This is a genomic window from Leifsonia sp. PS1209 (assembly GCF_012317045.1).
In the GTDB taxonomy this organism is placed as follows: Bacteria; Actinomycetota; Actinomycetes; order Actinomycetales; family Microbacteriaceae; genus Leifsonia.
Genome location: NZ_CP051154.1, coordinates 901158 through 917752, shown reverse-complemented (window position 1 = coordinate 917752; position 16595 = coordinate 901158). Strand labels below are relative to the sequence as shown.

Genomic DNA, 16595 nt, shown 5'->3' with positions numbered 1-16595 from the left:
CGAAAGTTAAGCAAGCGCGTTCAGGCCACGATGCGGCCTCCGGCCATCTCGACCCGCTCGCCCGTCCACGCTCCGCGCAGCCAGCGGTCGTGGCTCGCCACCACCACCGCCCCCGGATACGCGCCGAGCGCCTCCTCCAGTTCCGTCGCGAGCGACAGGGAGAGGTGGTTGGTCGGTTCGTCGAGCAGGAAGACGTGCGGCGGTTTGGCGAGGATCAGCGCGAGGGCGAGCCTGCGCTGCTGGCCGATCGACAGGGTGCCGACCGGGCGGTCGACGTCGCGCGGCGCGACCAGGCCGAGACCGGTCAGCGGCACAGCCTCCGCGCGCCGTTCGCCCAGCCGCTCCTCGTAGATCCTCCGCGGGCTCGCGGCAGGGTCGGCGAAGCGCACGTCCTGTTCGAGGAGGCCGACCCGCAGGCCCTTCCTCCTCGTCACCGCACCGGAGTCCACCGGCTGCCGTCCGGCCAGCGCCGACAGGAGCGTCGACTTGCCCGCCCCGTTGTGACCGGTGATCAGGATGCGCGACTGCGGCTCCACCCGGAACGACACGACATCGAGGCGGTCCGGGATGCGCGCATCCGACACCTGCACCAGCGTGCCAGCCTCCTCGTTCAGCGCCTGCGACCCGGTCGGGATGCCCGCGAAGCTGAGGATCGCCGGCGGCTTGCGCACCTGGTTCTCCGAGAGGTCGTCGAGCCGGCCGGACGCGTTCTTGATGCGGCGGCTGATCTGCTTGTCCAGCGCACCGCCCTTGAACGACTTGGCGAACTTGTCGTTGTCGCGCACCTTGCCCGACCAGGCGATGCCGCGCGCCGTCACGTCCACAGCGAACTTCAGCGCCTTCAGCTCGTCCTGCTCGTCGGCGAACTGCCGCTCCCAGCGCTCCCGCTCGTCCGCTTTCGCGGCCAGGTATGCGCTGTAGTTGCCGCCGAACACCGTCGTGCCGGAGCGCGAAGGGTCGAGATCGAGCAGGCTGGTCGCGACCGCATCCAGGAAGGCGCGGTCGTGGCTCGCGAACACCACCGGACCACGCCAGGCGATCAGCTGGCGCTCCAGGAAGAGCGCAGCGTCGTCGTCGAGGTGGTTGGTGGGCTCGTCGAGGAGGAGCGCGTCGGGCCGGGACAGTAGGAGAGCCGCCAGGGCGAACCTGCTGCGCTGGCCGCCGGACACCTCGGACAGCCGTCTGTGCAACGGGATGGACCCGACACCGAGACCGTCGAGGAGTTCGTCGCGCCGCGCACCCACGCTCCAGATGTCGGCACGCTCCGCCGCGTCGAGCGCCGCGGCATAGCGGGAAGCCGCTGCCGCTCCGGCAGCCGCGTCCGCATCCGGGTCGTCACCGGCGAGCGCGGACGCCGAAGCCTCCAGCTCGCGCTCGATCGCCCGCACCTCCACCAGAGCGCTCTCCATGAGCGCGGTGAGGGTGTCCTCGGGCGTGAAGCGCACCTCCTGCCAGAGGATGCCGGTGCGCGCCGGACGCACGAGCGCGCCGCCGTCCGGGGCCTCGGCGCCGCCCAGGATGCGCAGCAGCGTCGACTTGCCGACCCCGTTCTCGCCGATCAGGCCGAGCCGGGAGCCCGGTGCGACGGTCAGCGAGACGTCGGTGAGCACGCGCCGATCGCCGTAGCTCTGCGAGATGCCGTCGGCCTTGAGGTGGTCGGCGACCGCCGCGACGGGAATGATTGTTGGAAAATGCACTGGCATGGGAAACCGCCTTGTCGAGCGCTCCGAGGAGCCGTTTCCCGCCGGGTGTTCCCGTCGACAGCCGCGCCGGAGCGCTGAAAAGCGATGACCTGGTCATCTGGCTATGTCGACGGCGCCACGATGCACTGCATCGCGTGGGCGAAAGCCTCAGGCGCGGGACGATAAGGAGATTCCTACTTCATAGCGCCGACGACTCTACCAACGTCGTCGCCAAAATGTCCAGCGCTTTCCGAAAGGCTCAGCGCGAGATGTGCAGCACCTCTGCCGTTTCGGCGACCACGCGCTCCGCCTCGGCGGGCTTGTCGTTCAGCGTCGTCCCGATGGTGGGCACGAGTTCCGTGAGCGTGGGCAGCCAGGCGTCGTACCGGTCGGGGAAGCACCGCTTGAGCACGTCGAGCATGATCGGCACCGCAGTGGATGCGCCGGGCGACGCCCCGAGAAGACCGGCGATCGAGCCGTCCTCCGACGCGATGACCTCTGTGCCGAACTGCAGCACGCCGCCCTTCTTCGCGTCCTTCTTCATCACCTGCACGCGCTGGCCGGCGGTGATCAGCTCCCAGTCCTCGCTCTTGGCGGTGGGCATGAACTCCTGCAGCGCCTTCATCTTCTTGGCCCGGTTGGCGAGCAGTTCGCCGACGAGGTACTTGATGAGGTCGAAGTTGTCCTTCGCCACGGCGAGCATCGGGATGAGGTTGCCAGCGCGGATCGAACCGGGGAGGTCCCACCACGTGCCGGTCTTGAGGAACTTGGGGCTGAACCCGGCGTACGGCCCGAACAGGAGCGACGCCTGTCCGTCGACCACGCGCGTGTCGAGGTGCGGCACCGACATGGGCGGTGCGCCGACGGCGGCCTTGCCGTAGACCTTCGCCTGGTGCTGGGCGACGATTTTCGGGTCGCTGGTGCGCAGGAACTGGCCGGAGATCGGGAACCCGCCGAAGCCGTTGATCTCGGGGATGCCGGACTTCTGCAGCAGGTGCAGGGCGCCTCCGCCGGCTCCGACGAACACGAACCGTGCCGTGACCTCGTGCGGGGTGTGGCCGACCTGGTGGCGCACCTTGAGCTTCCACAGCCCGTCCTTGGTGCGCTTGATGCTGCGCACCTTGTGGTTGAGGGCGATGTCCGCCCCGCGGTCGGCGAGGTCGTTCACGAGCGCCTTGGTGAGCGCGCCGAAGTCGACGTCGGTGCCGGCGGGAACCCGGGTGGCGGCGACGCGCTGCTTGGGGTTGCGCTTCTTGGTGAGCAGAGGGGTCCACTCGGCGAGCACAGCCGGGTCTTCCGTGTACTCCATACCGGCGAAGAGCGGCTGGTCTTTCAGCGCCTCGTAGCGCTTGCGCAGATAGGTGACGTTGTCCCGGCCGTGCACGAACGTCATGTGCGGGGTGGAGTTGATGAACGTCGACGGCTCCGGAAGGTCGCCGGACTTCACCAGGCTCGCCCAGAACTGGCGGCTGAGCTGGAACTGCTCGTTGATCGCGATGGCCTTGGCCGGGTCGACGCTGCCGTCTGCGGCCTCCGGCATGTAGTTGAGCTCGCAGAGGGCCGCGTGGCCGGTGCCCGCGTTGTTCCACGGGTTGGAACTTTCCTGCGCCACCTCGCCCAGGTTCTCGTAGAGCCGGATGGTCCAATCCGGCTGCACCCTCTGGATGAGGGCTCCGAGCGTGGCACTCATGATGCCACCGCCGATGAGGACGACGTCGATGGGAGAATTGCTCACCAGACAATCCTACGGTGCCCGGCGCCCGGCTTTGTCCGGGAGCCGCTCAGCGTGCCGCCGACGAGGTCGTTTCAGGCGGTGACGGGGGTCGAGAGGCGCTCGGCGACGATCTCCGCGATCTGCACCGCGTTGAGCGCGGCACCCTTGCGGAGGTTGTCGTTGCTGATGAACAGCGCGAGCCCACGACCGGCGGGGGCGCCCTCGTCACGCCGGATGCGTCCGACGAAGCTCGGGTCCTTGCCTGCTGCTTCGAGCGGGGTCGGCACGTCGGTCAGCACGACGCCGGGGGCGCTCGCCAGGAGCTCCTCCGCACGCTCGGGGCTGATCGGCTTGGCGAACTCCGCGTTGATCGACAGCGAGTGGCCGGTGAAGACGGGGACGCGCACGCAGGTTCCGCTGACCAGCAGCTCCGGCAGGCCGAGGATCTTCCTGCTCTCGTTGCGGAGCTTCTTCTCCTCGTCCGTCTCGTTCTCACCGTCGTCGACGATCGAGCCGGCGAGCGGGATCACATCGAACGCGATGGGACGCACGTACTTGACGGGCTCCGGCAGGGCGACGGACGAGCCGTCGTGCACGAGCTGCAGCAGGTTTTCGTCGGCGACGGCCGCGCGGACCTGCCCGGCCAGTTCCTCGGCGCCGGCGAGGCCGGAGCCTGAGACGGCCTGGTACGTGCTCACGATGAGGCGTTCCAGACCGGCCTCCTCGTGCAGGACCTTGAGGACCGGCATGGCGGCCATCGTGGTGCAGTTCGGGTTCGCGATGATGCCCTTGCGCGCATCCGCGATGGCTTCGGGGTTGACCTCGCTGACGACGAGGGGCACATCCGGGTCCATCCGCCAGCCGCTCGAGTTGTCGATGACGATGGCACCGGCCTCGGCGAACCGGGGCGCCTGCGCTTTCGAGCCGGTCGCACCGGCGGAGAAGAGGGCGATGTCGATGCCCGCGACGTCGGCCGTCGCTGCGTCCTCCACCACGATGTCCTCACCCTTGAACGGCAGAGTCGTGCCGGCCGAACGGGCGGAGGCGAAGAAGCGGATGCGCCCGACCGGGAAGTCGCGCTCCTCCAGCAGGCGGCGCATGACGCTGCCGACCTGGCCGGTCGCTCCGACGACGGCGACGGTGAGTTCTCTTGTCTCGCTCATGGTGTGGCCCCTTCGGGTCTCGTGTTGTGAGGTCGAACGACGGTCGCGCTGCACGCATTCCCGCCGCGGTGTGAATGGGGGCAGTGGATGCGCCCGGTCAGCGCCCCGTGCCCGCGTAGACGATCGCCTTGTCGTCTCCGTCGAGGCCGAACGCCTTGTGCACGACGCGCGCCGCCTCGTTGACCGTGTCTGCGCGGGTGACGACCGAGATGCGGATCTCGCTGGTGGAGATCATCTCGATGTTGATGCCGGCGTCGAACAGGGCGGCGAAGAGCTGGGCGGAGACGCCGGTGTTGGTGCGCATCCCGGCGCCGACGAGGGCGAGCTTGCCGATCTGGTCGTCGTACTGCAGGGACTGGAAGCCCACATCCGGCTGCTCGGCGTTGAGGGCGGTCAGCACCCGCTGGCCCTCGGACTTGGGCAGGGTGAAGGAGATGTCGGTGAGGCCGGTGGCTGCGGCGGACACGTTCTGCACGATCATGTCGACGTTCGCCTCGGTCTTCGCGACGATCTTGAAGATCTGAGCGGCCTTGCCCGGCACATCCGGCACGCCGACGACGGTGATCTTTGCTTCGCTCAGATCGGTGGCGATTCCGGCGATGATCGGCTCTTCCACGGTTCCGTCCTTCTTCTTCGCGGCCTCGGCCGCTGCTTCGTTGAGCACGAGGGTTCCGTCGTTGTTGTTGAACGAGGAGCGGACGTGCAGGGTCACGTTGTGGCGACGCGCATATTCCACCGCGCGAATATAGAGCACCTTCGCGCCGGCCGCGGCCAGTTCGAGCATCTCTTCGCTGGTGATGCGGTCGATCTTGCGCGCGTTGGGCACGACGCGCGGGTCGGAGGTGAACACGCCGTCCACGTCGGTGTAGATCTCGCAGACCTCGGCGCCGAGAGCGGCGGCGAGGGCGACGGCGGTGGTGTCCGAGCCGCCACGGCCGAGGGTGGTGATGTCTTTGGTGTCGCGGTTGAAGCCCTGGAAGCCGGCGACGATCGCGATGGCGCCGTCGTCGAGCGCATCCCGGATGCGGCCGGGCGTCACGTCGACGATGCGCGCTGCGCCGTGCTGCGCGTCGGTGATCATGCCGGCCTGGCTGCCCGTGAACGAGCGCGCGTCGTATCCCATGCTGCGGATCGCCATCGCGAGGAGCGCCATCGAGATGCGCTCTCCTGCGGTGAGCAGCATGTCGAGTTCACGCGGGGCCGGGATGGGGGTGACGTCGTGGGCGAGGTCGAGCAGCTCGTCCGTCGTGTCGCCCATCGCGGAGACGGCGACGACCACCTCGTTGCCGCCCTTGCGGGTCTCGACGATGCGTTTCGCGACGCGCTTGATGCTCTCTGCGTCTGCGACGGACGATCCGCCGAATTTCTGCACGATGAGGGCCACTGATACTCCTGGGGATAAGCCGGAACCCCCATCCTACCGGCGATCACATACGCCGAATCCCATATGACGCCGCCGGTCCGAGGGCGCCGCGATGGGTGGTCGGCGGGGCTCAGGAGATGAGGCGTCTGCCCTCGAACGCACGGCCGAGAGTGACCTCGTCCGCGTACTCGAGGTCGCCTCCGACGGGCAGGCCGGAGGCGAGCCTGGTCACGCGGATCTCCATGGTGGTGAGCAGGCGGCTGAGGTAGGTGGCGGTCGCCTCGCCCTCCAGGTTGGGGTCGGTGGCGATGATGACCTCCTGCACGGTGCCGTCGGCGAGGCGCTGCATCAGCTGCCGGATGCGCAGGTCGTCCGGTCCGACGCCGTCGATCGGGCTGATCGCCCCACCGAGCACATGGTAGAGGCCGCGGAACTCCCTGGTGCGCTCGATGGCGACGACGTCTTTCGCCTCCTCGACGACACAGATCAGCTCCGGGCTGCGGCGCGGATCGCGGCAGATGGAACAGGTCTCCTGCTCGGAGACGTTGCCGCAGATCTCGCAGAAGCGCACCTTGTCACGCACTTCGAGCAGCACTTCCGCGAGCCTGGTCACGTCGAACGTCTCGGTCTGCAGGATGTGGAACGCGATGCGCTGCGCCGACTTCGGCCCGATGCCGGGAAGCCGCCCGAGTTCGTCGATCAGCTCCTGGACGATTCCTTCGTACACGCCTTACCTCGACCCGGCAGGCGGTGCTGCCTGCTCTTCGATGAAGGTGGCGCCGAGGATCTCGCGCACCACCGCCTCGCCGTACCGCTGCGGCTGCTGGAATGTGGGGGTGCGCGCGCCGGACGCCGGTGCAGTTCGCGCGGGGCGCTCCTCCACGCGGCCGGCGGATGCGGGCTGCTGGGTGGGGGTGGATGCGCCGGGCGCTGCTGGTGCGGACGCTGCTGTCGGTGCGGCTGGTGCTGCTCGCTCGATGGGCTCGTCGTCGGGTGCGCTGACCGCCCACTCGCCCTCCGGCTCGTCGGGGACGGGCGGCTCGAACGGCGGCTCGGTCTCCGGCGGGGGCACGTCGTCGTGCGGGTAGTCGTCGCGTTCGAGCGTCGCGACGGCGGATGCGGCGGGCGCGGAGGCTGCGCGGGCGGCGGGGGTGGGGGCCGAGGTGGTGTCTGCCGGTGCCGAGCTTCCGCCGGGGATGCTTACGACCGCCCACTCCGTCGTCACTGCGGCGGGCGTGGTGGCAGTGGAGGTGGCGGTGGACGTGGTGGTGGCTGCGGAGGTGGAGGTGGAGGCAGCCGGGGCGGTCGAGGGGGAGTTGGCAGCGGGGGCGGACGCCGCACCGCCCTGGCCAGACGCGGGCGCGGAGCCAGCGCCGGCGGAAGACGGGGAGGCTGCTGGCGCGGAGGCAGGAGCGGCCGGCGCGGCGGCTGACGGCGCTCCGCCGCCGGGCGCTGGGGTGCCGGGGGTGGGGCGGGTTCCGCCGGAGGGGCCGGGGCCGCCGCTCTGGGCGCCGTCGGCCCTGGCGATGAACTTCACCCGGATTCCGAGGATGTCGACGATGGCCTGGCGGAGGTACTCGCTCACGCCCTTCGTGTCCGTGCCCTGCTGCTGCTTGAAGCTCGCCACGTCGTTGTCGCTCGGGAACGACAGGGTGAGGACGTCGTCGTTGAGAGAACGGACCTGCGCGGTAAACACGACCATCCACGCGCTGCGCTTCGCGCGCTGCACGGCGTCGAGGATCTGCGGCCACGCGTCCTTGACCTGCTGGGTCGTGACCGGACCGACCGGAGCAGCGGCGCGGGGCGCGGCAGGTGCGGCGGGGGCGGTGGGTGCAGTGGATGGGGCGACCTTTTCGGCGGCAGGCGCGGTGACCGAAGCGGCGGGCGCCGAGTCAGCGCCGGCACCGCCCGCAGCGACAGGCGCATCCACCGATGCAGGCTTCGCAGCCGCCGCAGGCGTCTCGCCCGCGGACGCAGAGGCCGCCGCAGCAGGCACGGGTGCAGCAGCAGGCGCAGGTGCGGGTGCGGCAGCAGCAGGCGCCGCCGCAACCGGAGCGGCAGCAGGCGCAACCCGCGGCACCGCCGCAGGCTCGTACGCCGCCGGAGCCCCAGCCGCACCACCAGTCGCGTCGCTCACGCCGACCCTGCGCTCCAGCCGCTCGACGCGGGCGAGCGCGCCGCGCTCGCTCTCGTCGCTCGACGGGACGAGCACGCGGGCGATCATCAGTTCCAGGTGCAGGCGCGGCGAGGTCGCGCCGGTCATCTCGGTGAGGGCGGCGTTGACGATGTCGGCCGAGCGCGAGAGCTCTGCCGCGCCGAACTTCATCGCCTGGACCGCCATCCGGTCGAGTTCGTCCTGCGGGATGCCGCGCAGCACGGCGGCCGCGCCTTCCGCGCTGGTCGCGGAGACGACGATGAGGTCGCGGAGGCGTTCGAGGAGGTCTTCGACGAAGCGGCGTGGGTCTTGGCCGGTCTGCACGACGCGGTCGATGGCGCCGAACGCGCCGGCGGCATCCCGTGCTGCGATGGCGTCGACAACCTCGTCGAGCAGGGCGGCGTGCGTGTAGCCGAGCAGGGCGACGGCGCGCTCGTACTCGACCGACTTCTCGTCGGAGCCCGCCATCAGCTGGTCGAGCAGGGAGAGGGTGTCGCGCGGCGAACCGCCGCCGGCGCGCACGACGAGCGGGAGCACGCCGGGTGCGACCTGCACGCCCTCGCTGTCGCACAGGCTCTGCACATAGTCGAGCATCTGCGCGGGCGGCACGAGCCGGAACGGGTAGTGGTGGGTGCGCGACCGGATGGTGCCGATCACCTTCTCCGGCTCGGTGGTCGCGAAGATGAACTTCACGTGCTCCGGCGGCTCCTCGACGATCTTCAGCAGAGCGTTGAAACCCTGCGGGGTGACCATGTGCGCCTCGTCGAGGATGAAGATCTTGTAGCGGTCGCGGGCGGGAGCGAAGATGGCGCGCTCCCGGATGTCGCGCGCGTCGTCGACGCCGTTGTGGCTCGCGGCGTCGATCTCGACCACATCGAGCGAACCTCCGCCGTCGCGGCTCAGCTCGATGCAGCTCGAGCACTTGCCGCACGGGGTGTCCGTCGGACCCTCCGCGCAGTTGAGGCACCTGGCCAGGATGCGCGCCGACGTTGTCTTGCCGCAGCCGCGCGGACCGCTGAACAGGTATGCGTGATTGACCCGGTTGGTGCGCAGCGCCGTCATCAGCGGTTCGGTCACCTGCGACTGCCCGATCATCTCGGCGAAGGTGTCTGGCCGATAGCGGCGATACAGTGCGGTAACCACCCCATCATGGTACTTGCCGCCGCTGACATTCGGACCGGAGGATCGCAGCGGGATCATGCCGGTGGTGCGATCACCTCCCCGGCACGCTCGACGGCTCGGAGAGCGCCTCCAGGATGCCGTTCCAGAGCCGCACCCTGGCGTTCTCCGTCGGCTGCGCGTACGGAGCGGCCGGCAGGTACAGCGGGGTGTACGGCGGCGCATAGAAGAGGTGCGTCGCATCCGGAGCGCGCACGTAGACGTCGCCGATCCTGTCGCCCCTGGCGGTGATCCCCGCGTTCATCCACGCGCATCCGTTGTCGAGCTGTTCGTCGCGGCCGGCGCAGCCGAGCACGATCGGGCCGGGGATGCGGGACAGGTTCAGCACGTTCGCGCTGCTGGTGTCCCGCGTACCGGATGCGCACGGCACCCAGCTGCCGCCGACCGTCACCGCCGGGTTGGGCACGGGAGAGTTGCAGATCAGGCCGGTCGTGCCTCCCGGGGCGATGGCGCCGTAGACCAGGCCGGGATACGCCACCGCCGTCCAGAGCGCGAGCTGCGCGCCCCGGGAGGTTCCGAACGTGAAGATCCGCTGCCGGTCGACCCCCGGCTGGGAGCGCAGCCAGGCGAGCGCGGACAGGAAGCGCTCCGCCGGGAACGTGTGCGACGGATCGAGCTGCCCGGCGGAGCCGAAGGTGGACAGTGCGAGCGCCGGGTAGCCGTTCGCCGCGAGCTGTGACGCCGCGAGGACGCCCGTCGGGGTGCCGTTGTCCGTCCCATCGAAGACGATGATGGCCGGGCGCAGCGCGGAATCGCCCGCCGTCGGCTCGAAGTAGTCTCCCGAGATGCCGTCGTCGAAGACCGCGTGCGACACCGCCCCGGACGCGAGGCCGATCCGCTCCACCGAGGTCTGGGCGACCCTGCGTCCGCCGACCGCCGCCGCCAGTACCACTCGCTGCGTGGTTGCACCCCAGGTCTCGCTCGACGATGCCGGCGCCCCGGACGCGCTGCGCAGCGACCAGAACAGCCCCATCCCGTCCGCCCCGGCGAAGGGTGCGTCGACCGGCGCCTGCCCGTCGAGGTCGACGGTGCCGCTCGCTGGCACGAGATAGTCGGCGTGCGACGACCAGAGCGCGCCGTCGCGGACCGTCGCCGTGATGGTCACGCGCTGGCCGGGAGGGAGGGCGGTCAGCCGGATGCCGATGGGTTGCCAGACTGGGCTTGGATTCCTGTTCAGGACGAACCGCGGACCTTCGCGTCCCGCACCGGCGTCGGGTTGGGCGCATCCGGTGAGCACGACGGCGACGGCGGCGAGCACGGCCACGACAGCGGCGATCCTCCGGCCGAACCCGCCCGACTCGGCCCTCCGAAACACTCCCCCGACCATCACCGCACCGCCCTCTCCAGCGTCGCCAGCGCATCCCGCCAGAAAGCGGCCCGCGCCTGCTCGGTCGCCTGCGCGAGCGCGGGAGACGACTCCGACAGCCCGACGGGCACGAGCGGCGGCGTGCTGATCGCGTGCCCTGCCCCGACGGCGCGCAGCAGGACGTCGCCCGTCCGCTCGCCCCGCGCCTGCTCCGCCGCCGTCAGCCACTCGCACGCGTTCGACAGGATCTCGTCCGCCGTGCCGCAGGCGAGCACCACCGGTCCAGGGATGCGGTCCAGCCGCAGGGACGGAGTGTCCGCGATCGTCCGCACCTGGCTCTCGCACGGCACAGGATCTCCCCCGCTGGTCAGCGGCGACGCTCCCCCGGCGGCCGTGCAGAGCAGAGCGGTCGGACCGCTCGCCGCGATGGCGCCGTAGACCGCGTACGGCTCGTTCGCCGCGAACCAGAGGGCGAGCGGGGCCGCCCGCCAGCTGCCCCAGACGAAGATGCGGGACGGATCGACCTCCGGCTGCTCAGCCAGCCAGGCCCGCGCGGCGTCGAACGACTCGACGCTGAGCGCCGACGACCCGGGGATCTGCCCCGTCGGGCCGAACGACGGGAGGATGAAGGCGGGGAACCCGTTCGCCGCGAGCTGCCCGGCGACGAACCTCCCTGAGCCGCCTCCGTCGTCGCCGTCCACGACGATCACGGCCGGGCGGGGCTGCGTCGGGTCGGGGAGCGGCGTCACGAAGGTCCCGATCCTCCTGTCGAAGTCCGCGCCGGCTTCGTCCCGTTCGCTCGGGCTCAGGAGGTCTCGTGCGAACACGTCGCGCGGCGCCGTCGCGGTGTTGAAGCCGGTGCGGTGCAGGATCGTGGAGGCGACCTCCCTGCCGTCCTGGTCGGCCGCGAGCGTGATGTCGATGTCGTTCCCCGCCCAGGTCTGCTCCAGCTCGCTCTGGCTCACGGGAGGGCCGGTCATGCTCCAGAACAGGGCGGCGGGATCCGGTGCAGGGTACGGCGCGAGGATCGGCTTCGCCCGCCAGAGCGCGATCACGCCGTTCGGCGGAACGACGTAGACCGCCCGCGACGTCCAGGTGCCGGATCCGGTGTGCGCCGTCGCCGCGAGCACCGCATCCCCTCCCGGCCGCAGTCCGACCAGCGAGACGAGGACGGGGTCGGTGACCCCCCGATGTAGCTGGTCGACCTCGAATCGCGGGCCGAGCGAGCGCGGCGCCCCACCGCATCCGGTCAGCACGGCGGCGACCAGCAGGGCGGCGACCAGCGCGGCGGCGCGCGACCATCGACGGCCTCTCACGAGCGACCCGCCCTCAGCAGCGCGTTCAGCACGGCGTTCCAGAACGCGATCCTGGCGCGCTCGGTCTGCTGCCCGCTCGGGCCGTCCGGGATGGCGATCGGCAGCCCGGGAGGCACCATCGTCGCGTGCGACGCCGTACTCTCGCGGAGGACGACGTCACCCGCCCGCGTGCCCCTGGTGGCCATCGCGGCGTCGAGCCAGGCGCAGGACGACCGGAGCGTCTCGTCGCGCTCCGAGCAGCCGAGCACCAGCGGCCCGCGGACGAGCGAGAGAGCGGGCACCGCCTGCGCGTCGATGACGGACGGGTCCACGCGGCAGCCGGCCGGCCTGCCGTTCTCGAACACCGGGCCGACCGCGCTCGACGGCAGGCAGAGCAGCGCCGTCGCTCCCCCGGAGGCGAACACTCCGGCGAGCCGCCAGGAGAACCGCGCGGCCGTCCACAGCGCCAGCTGCTCCGACGGGCCGGTGCCGTAGACGAACACCTGCCGCCCGTCCACGTCCTGCCGTTGGTCGAGCCAGTCGAGCACGGCCCCGACGGTGTCTGCATCGACGATCGAGGTCAGGCGCACGCCGTCGGCCGACCGTGTGACGGGGACCACGAACACCGATGCGCCGAACAGCGTCAGCAGCGGGCCGACGAAGTCCCCGGATGCGCCGGGCGCCTGGTCGTCGAACACCACGACGGCCGGGGTGCGCGGCCGCTCGATCGACCGCGCGCTGTAGAACGTGCCCACCTGCACATCCTCGTGCGTCTGCTGCGGGATGCGCGGTGCCGTTCCGCCCTCCCTGGCCGCCGTCGCCGCGAGCAGGTCCCTGGTGAAGACGCCACTGGTGCGGATGCCCGCCCCGATCCCCTGCAGGCGGAAGGTGCGGGCGGCGATCGGCCTGCTGCCGTCGAACGCGGTGACCGTGACGGGGGACGTCTCGCGCATCCACTGTTCGGCGAGCGCCTCCTCGCCCAGCTGCGGGCCGCGTAGCGACCAGAACAGCCCGGCGGAGTCCGGCTCGGCGAACCGGGAGAGCTGGGGCCGCGCCGCGGCGAGGTCGAGCGTGCCGGAGGCGGGGACCGTGTATGTCGCCGACGAGTTCCAGAGCCCACGCGGTGTGCTCATCCTCGCCTCCAGCCGCAGGCGGCTCCCCGGCTCGGCCCCGACGAGTTCGAGCGGAACCGGCCAGAGGACCGACGTGTACCGGATGAGCGGAGGCGTGACGAAGCGCGGCCCTCCCTGGACGACCGTCGACGTGCATCCGGTGAGCGCTGTCGCCGCGAGCAGCACCGAGCACACGGCGGCGAACACAGCGGAGCGGCGGGCGGCGAACCATCGCCGCCCCGTGCCGTTCCGCGCGCGCATGTCACCACCGCAACCGGTCGCCGGTCACCCGGCGGCGGAGGCCCCCGCCGCGCTCTGCCCGATCGCCTGCACGGTCTGGCGGGCGATCTCCAGCTCTTCGTCCGTCGGCACGACCAGCACGGTCACCGGAGAGCCGTCCGCCGAGATGACCCGCGCCTCCGACGACGGGCTGGCGTTGCGCTCTGGATCGAGCACGATGCCCAGCCCCTTGAGCCCGGCCAGCGCATCCGCCCGGAGCGCTGCATCGTTCTCGCCGATGCCTGCGGTGAAGGTCAGGACGTCGAGCCCGCCGAGCAGCGCGGTGTACGCGCCGATGTAGTGCTTCAGCCGGTGCACGGTGGTCGCGAGGGCGAGCTGCGCCGCCTCGTCTCCGTCGTTCGCCGCGCGCCGCACATCCCGCATGTCGCCGGTGCCGGACAGCCCGAGCAGACCGCTCTTGCGGTTCAGCAGCTCGTCGAGGCCGTCGATGTCGAGGTTCGCCCTCCTGGCCAGATGGATGAGGACGGCCGGGTCGAGGTCGCCGGAGCGTGTTCCCATCACCAGGCCTTCCAGCGGCGTGAGCCCCATCGACGTGTCGACCGAGCGTCCGCCGTCGATCGCGCAGGCGGATGCCCCGTTGCCGAGGTGCAGGACGATCTGCTTCAGGTCGGCGAGCGGACGCCCGAGGAACTCCGCGGCGGCCTCCGACACGTACTTGTGGGAGGTGCCGTGGAAGCCGTACCTGCGAACGCGGTGCCGCTCGGCGAGCGCGGCGTCGATGGCGTATGTGTACGCCTCCGGCGGCAGCGTCTGGTGGAAGGCGGTGTCGAAGACGGCAACGTGCGGCACATCCGGGAAGGCCTTCTCCGCAGCGCGGATGCCCTGCAGGTTGGCCGGGTTGTGCAGCGGCGCGAGGTCGGCGAGGTCTTCGATGTTGATCTCGACCAGCGGGGTGACGATGGTCGGCTCGAAGAACCGCTTCCCTCCGTGCACCACGCGGTGGCCGACCGCGACAGGTGGATGCTCGGCGAGGCTCGGGCCGTCGGCCTCGAACGCGTCGATCATCGCCTGGAACCCGGCGGTGTGATCCGGGATCTCCAGGCTCCGCTCGCTCGTCCCGTTCGGGCCGCGATGGATGGTGTGGCCGGACCGTTCGCCGATCCGCTCCACCAGCCCGCTCGCGAGAGGACGCTCGGTGTCGAGGTCGATCAGCTGGTACTTGAACGACGACGAGCCGCTGTTGACGACAAGGACGGCGCTCACGAGAGACCCGCCTGGATCGCGGTGATGGCGACGGTGTTGACGATGTCGTCGACGAGCGCGCCGCGGGAGAGGTCGTTGATCGGCTTCCTGAGGCCCTGCAGCACCGGCCCGATCGCCACGGCGCCCGCGCTCCGCTGCACCGCCTTGTAGGTGTTGTTGCCCGTGTTGAGGTCGGGGAAGATGAACACGGTCGCCCGTCCCGCCACGGCCGAGCCCGGCAGTTTCGCCGCGCCGACCGCCGCATCGGCGGCGGCGTCGTACTGGATGGGGCCGTCCACGGCGAGCTCGGGAGCCCGCTCGTGCACGAGCGTCGTGGCGGCGCGCACCTTGTCCACGTCGACGCCGGAACCGGACTCCCCGGTCGAGTACGACAGCATCGCGACGCGCGGCTCGATGCCGAACTGCTCCGCCGTCTCCGCGGACGAGATCGCGATGTCCGCCAGCTGCTCGGCCGTCGGATCCGGGATCACCGCGCAGTCGCCGTAGACGAGCACCCGGTCGGCGAGCGCCATCAGGAAGACGCTCGACACCACGGACACCTCCGGGCGGGTCTTGATGATCTCGAACGCCGGGCGGATCGTGTGCGCCGTCGTGTGCGCCGCACCGGACACCATCCCGTCCGCGAGGCCGAGGTGCACCATCATCGTGCCGAAGTACGACGGATCGGTGACCGTGTCAGAGGCCTGTTCGACGGTGATGCCCTTGTGCGCCCTGAGCCGCGCGTACTCCGTCGCGAACCGCAGGCGCAGCACGTCGTCGAACGGGCTGAGCACCTCCGCACCGGAGATGTCGACGCCGAGCTCGATCGCCCTCGCGCGCACCTCGAACGGCTCCCCGAGGATGGTGAGGCGTGCGACCCCGCGGGCGAGCAGCGTCGCCGCAGCACGCAGGATGCGGTCGTCCTCTCCCTCCGGAAGCACGATGTGCTTGTCCGCCGCTCGGGCGCGCTCCAGCAGGTCGTACTCGAACATCAGCGGGGTGACCACATCCCGTGGGCTGACGTCGAGCCGCTTGAGCAGGGCGTCCGCGTCGACGTGGCGCTCGAACAGTGCCTGCGCGGTGTCGTACTTGCGCTGCGAGTCTGCGGCGAGCCTGCCGCGGGCGTGCGTGATCCGGACGACCGTGTCGTAGGTGCCGAGGTCGGTCTCCACGATCGGCAGCGGGGAGCGCAGGCCGGCCAGCAGCCGCTCGATCGGCTCCGGCAGCTCGAACCCTCCGTTGAGGACGATGCCGGCGATGGACGGGAACGTGCCGGATGCGTTCGCCATCAGCACCGCGAGCAGCACCTCCGTCCGGTCGGCGGGCACGACCACCACTGCCCCCTCGATCAGGCGAGGGAGCACGTTGTTCATCGACATCCCGGCCACGACCACGCCGAGCGCCTCGCGCGCGAGCAGCGACTCGTCGCCCGCGATGAGGGTGGATCCGGTCGCCTCCATGATCGAGCGCATGCTCGGGGCGACGAGGAACGGGTCCTCCGGGATCGCCCAGACCGGGGCCGTATCGCCGTTCGGCGTCTCACCGACGGCCGACTGCACGGCGTGGACGACCGCGTCGAGGTCGTCCGGGTCTGCGCGGTTGGCGATGACGCCGAGGAGCGCGACGTGCTCGTCCCTCAGCTCGGCGACCGCCAGTTCGGTGAGCTGCTTGAGGTCTTCCGCGGTGCGCGGCTCCGCCTGGCCGAGCCGCTCGCCCAGCCCCTGTCCGATGCGCCCGCCGAGGACCAGCAGCACGGGAGCGCCCAGGTTGGCGGCGATGCGCGCGTTGTAGCGCAGCTCGGTCGGGCTGCCGACGTCGGTGTAGTCGGAGCCCAGGATGACGACCGTGTCGCAGCGGGACTCGACCGCCCGGAACCGGCGGACGATCTCGGAGAGAGCGGCATCCGCATCCAGGTGCACATCGTCGTAGGTGACGCCGATGGCCTCCTCGTAGTCGATGTCGGCCGTCTCCCGCTGCAGCAGCAGTTCGAGCACGTAGTCGCGCTCGGAGGTCGAGCGCGCGATCGGACGGAAGACGCCCACCCTGCCGACGGCACGGCGGAGCGCTTCGAGCACGCCGAGGGCGACGGTGGACTTGCCGGTGTGACCTTCGGCGGAGGTGATGTAGAGGGAACGCGCCACGAC

Annotated in this window: 11 protein-coding genes; all 11 read right to left on the bottom strand. The window is 70.8% G+C overall.

Annotation, left to right across the window (positions count from 1 at the left end):
- Positions 1 to 20: 20 nt before the first annotated feature.
- Positions 21 to 1703: an ABC-F family ATP-binding cassette domain-containing protein gene (locus HF024_RS04470; RefSeq protein ID WP_168688790.1), complete on the bottom strand. Its 1683-nt coding sequence runs from the start codon at positions 1701 to 1703 to the stop codon at positions 21 to 23.
- Positions 1704 to 1941: 238 nt separating this feature from the next.
- Positions 1942 to 3417: a malate:quinone oxidoreductase gene (locus tag HF024_RS04465; RefSeq protein ID WP_085371413.1), complete on the bottom strand. Its 1476-nt coding sequence runs from the start codon at positions 3415 to 3417 to the stop codon at positions 1942 to 1944.
- A 71-nt stretch (positions 3418 to 3488) separates the two neighbouring features.
- A complete protein-coding gene (locus HF024_RS04460) occupies positions 3489 to 4559 on the bottom strand; it encodes an aspartate-semialdehyde dehydrogenase (protein ID WP_168688789.1) in 1071 nt (356 codons plus the stop codon).
- A 97-nt stretch (positions 4560 to 4656) separates the two neighbouring features.
- Complete coding sequence (locus HF024_RS04455) at positions 4657 to 5943, bottom strand: aspartate kinase (protein WP_085371411.1); 1287 nt, start codon at positions 5941 to 5943, stop codon at positions 4657 to 4659.
- Positions 5944 to 6052: 109 nt separating this feature from the next.
- Entirely contained in the window at positions 6053 to 6649 is a 597-nt protein-coding gene (gene recR / locus HF024_RS04450) for a recombination mediator RecR (RefSeq protein ID WP_085371410.1), read from the bottom strand.
- A 3-nt stretch (positions 6650 to 6652) separates the two neighbouring features.
- Complete coding sequence (locus tag HF024_RS04445; protein WP_247597302.1) at positions 6653 to 9220, bottom strand: DNA polymerase III subunit gamma and tau; 2568 nt, start codon at positions 9218 to 9220, stop codon at positions 6653 to 6655.
- A gap of 70 nt (positions 9221 to 9290) precedes the next feature.
- Complete coding sequence (locus tag HF024_RS04440) at positions 9291 to 10583, bottom strand: acyl-CoA thioesterase/BAAT N-terminal domain-containing protein (RefSeq protein WP_168688787.1); 1293 nt, start codon at positions 10581 to 10583, stop codon at positions 9291 to 9293.
- Positions 10583 to 11878 (bottom strand): acyl-CoA thioesterase/BAAT N-terminal domain-containing protein, encoded by a 1296-nt coding sequence (locus tag HF024_RS04435; RefSeq protein ID WP_168688786.1) that lies wholly within the window; start codon positions 11876 to 11878, stop codon positions 10583 to 10585. Before HF024_RS04435 ends, HF024_RS04440 begins: the two co-directional genes overlap by 1 nt.
- On the bottom strand, positions 11875 to 13230 hold the full coding sequence (locus HF024_RS04430) for an acyl-CoA thioesterase/BAAT N-terminal domain-containing protein (protein ID WP_168688785.1): 1356 nt from the start codon (positions 13228 to 13230) through the stop codon (positions 11875 to 11877). The genes HF024_RS04435 and HF024_RS04430 overlap by 4 nt, the downstream gene beginning before the upstream one ends.
- A gap of 24 nt (positions 13231 to 13254) precedes the next feature.
- A complete protein-coding gene (locus HF024_RS04425) occupies positions 13255 to 14472 on the bottom strand; it encodes an acetate kinase (protein ID WP_168688784.1) in 1218 nt (405 codons plus the stop codon).
- Positions 14469 to 16592, bottom strand: coding sequence for a phosphate acetyltransferase (gene pta, locus HF024_RS04420; protein ID WP_168688783.1), 2124 nt, complete (start codon positions 16590 to 16592; stop codon positions 14469 to 14471). The genes HF024_RS04425 and pta overlap by 4 nt, the downstream gene beginning before the upstream one ends.
- Positions 16593 to 16595 lie beyond the last annotated feature (3 nt).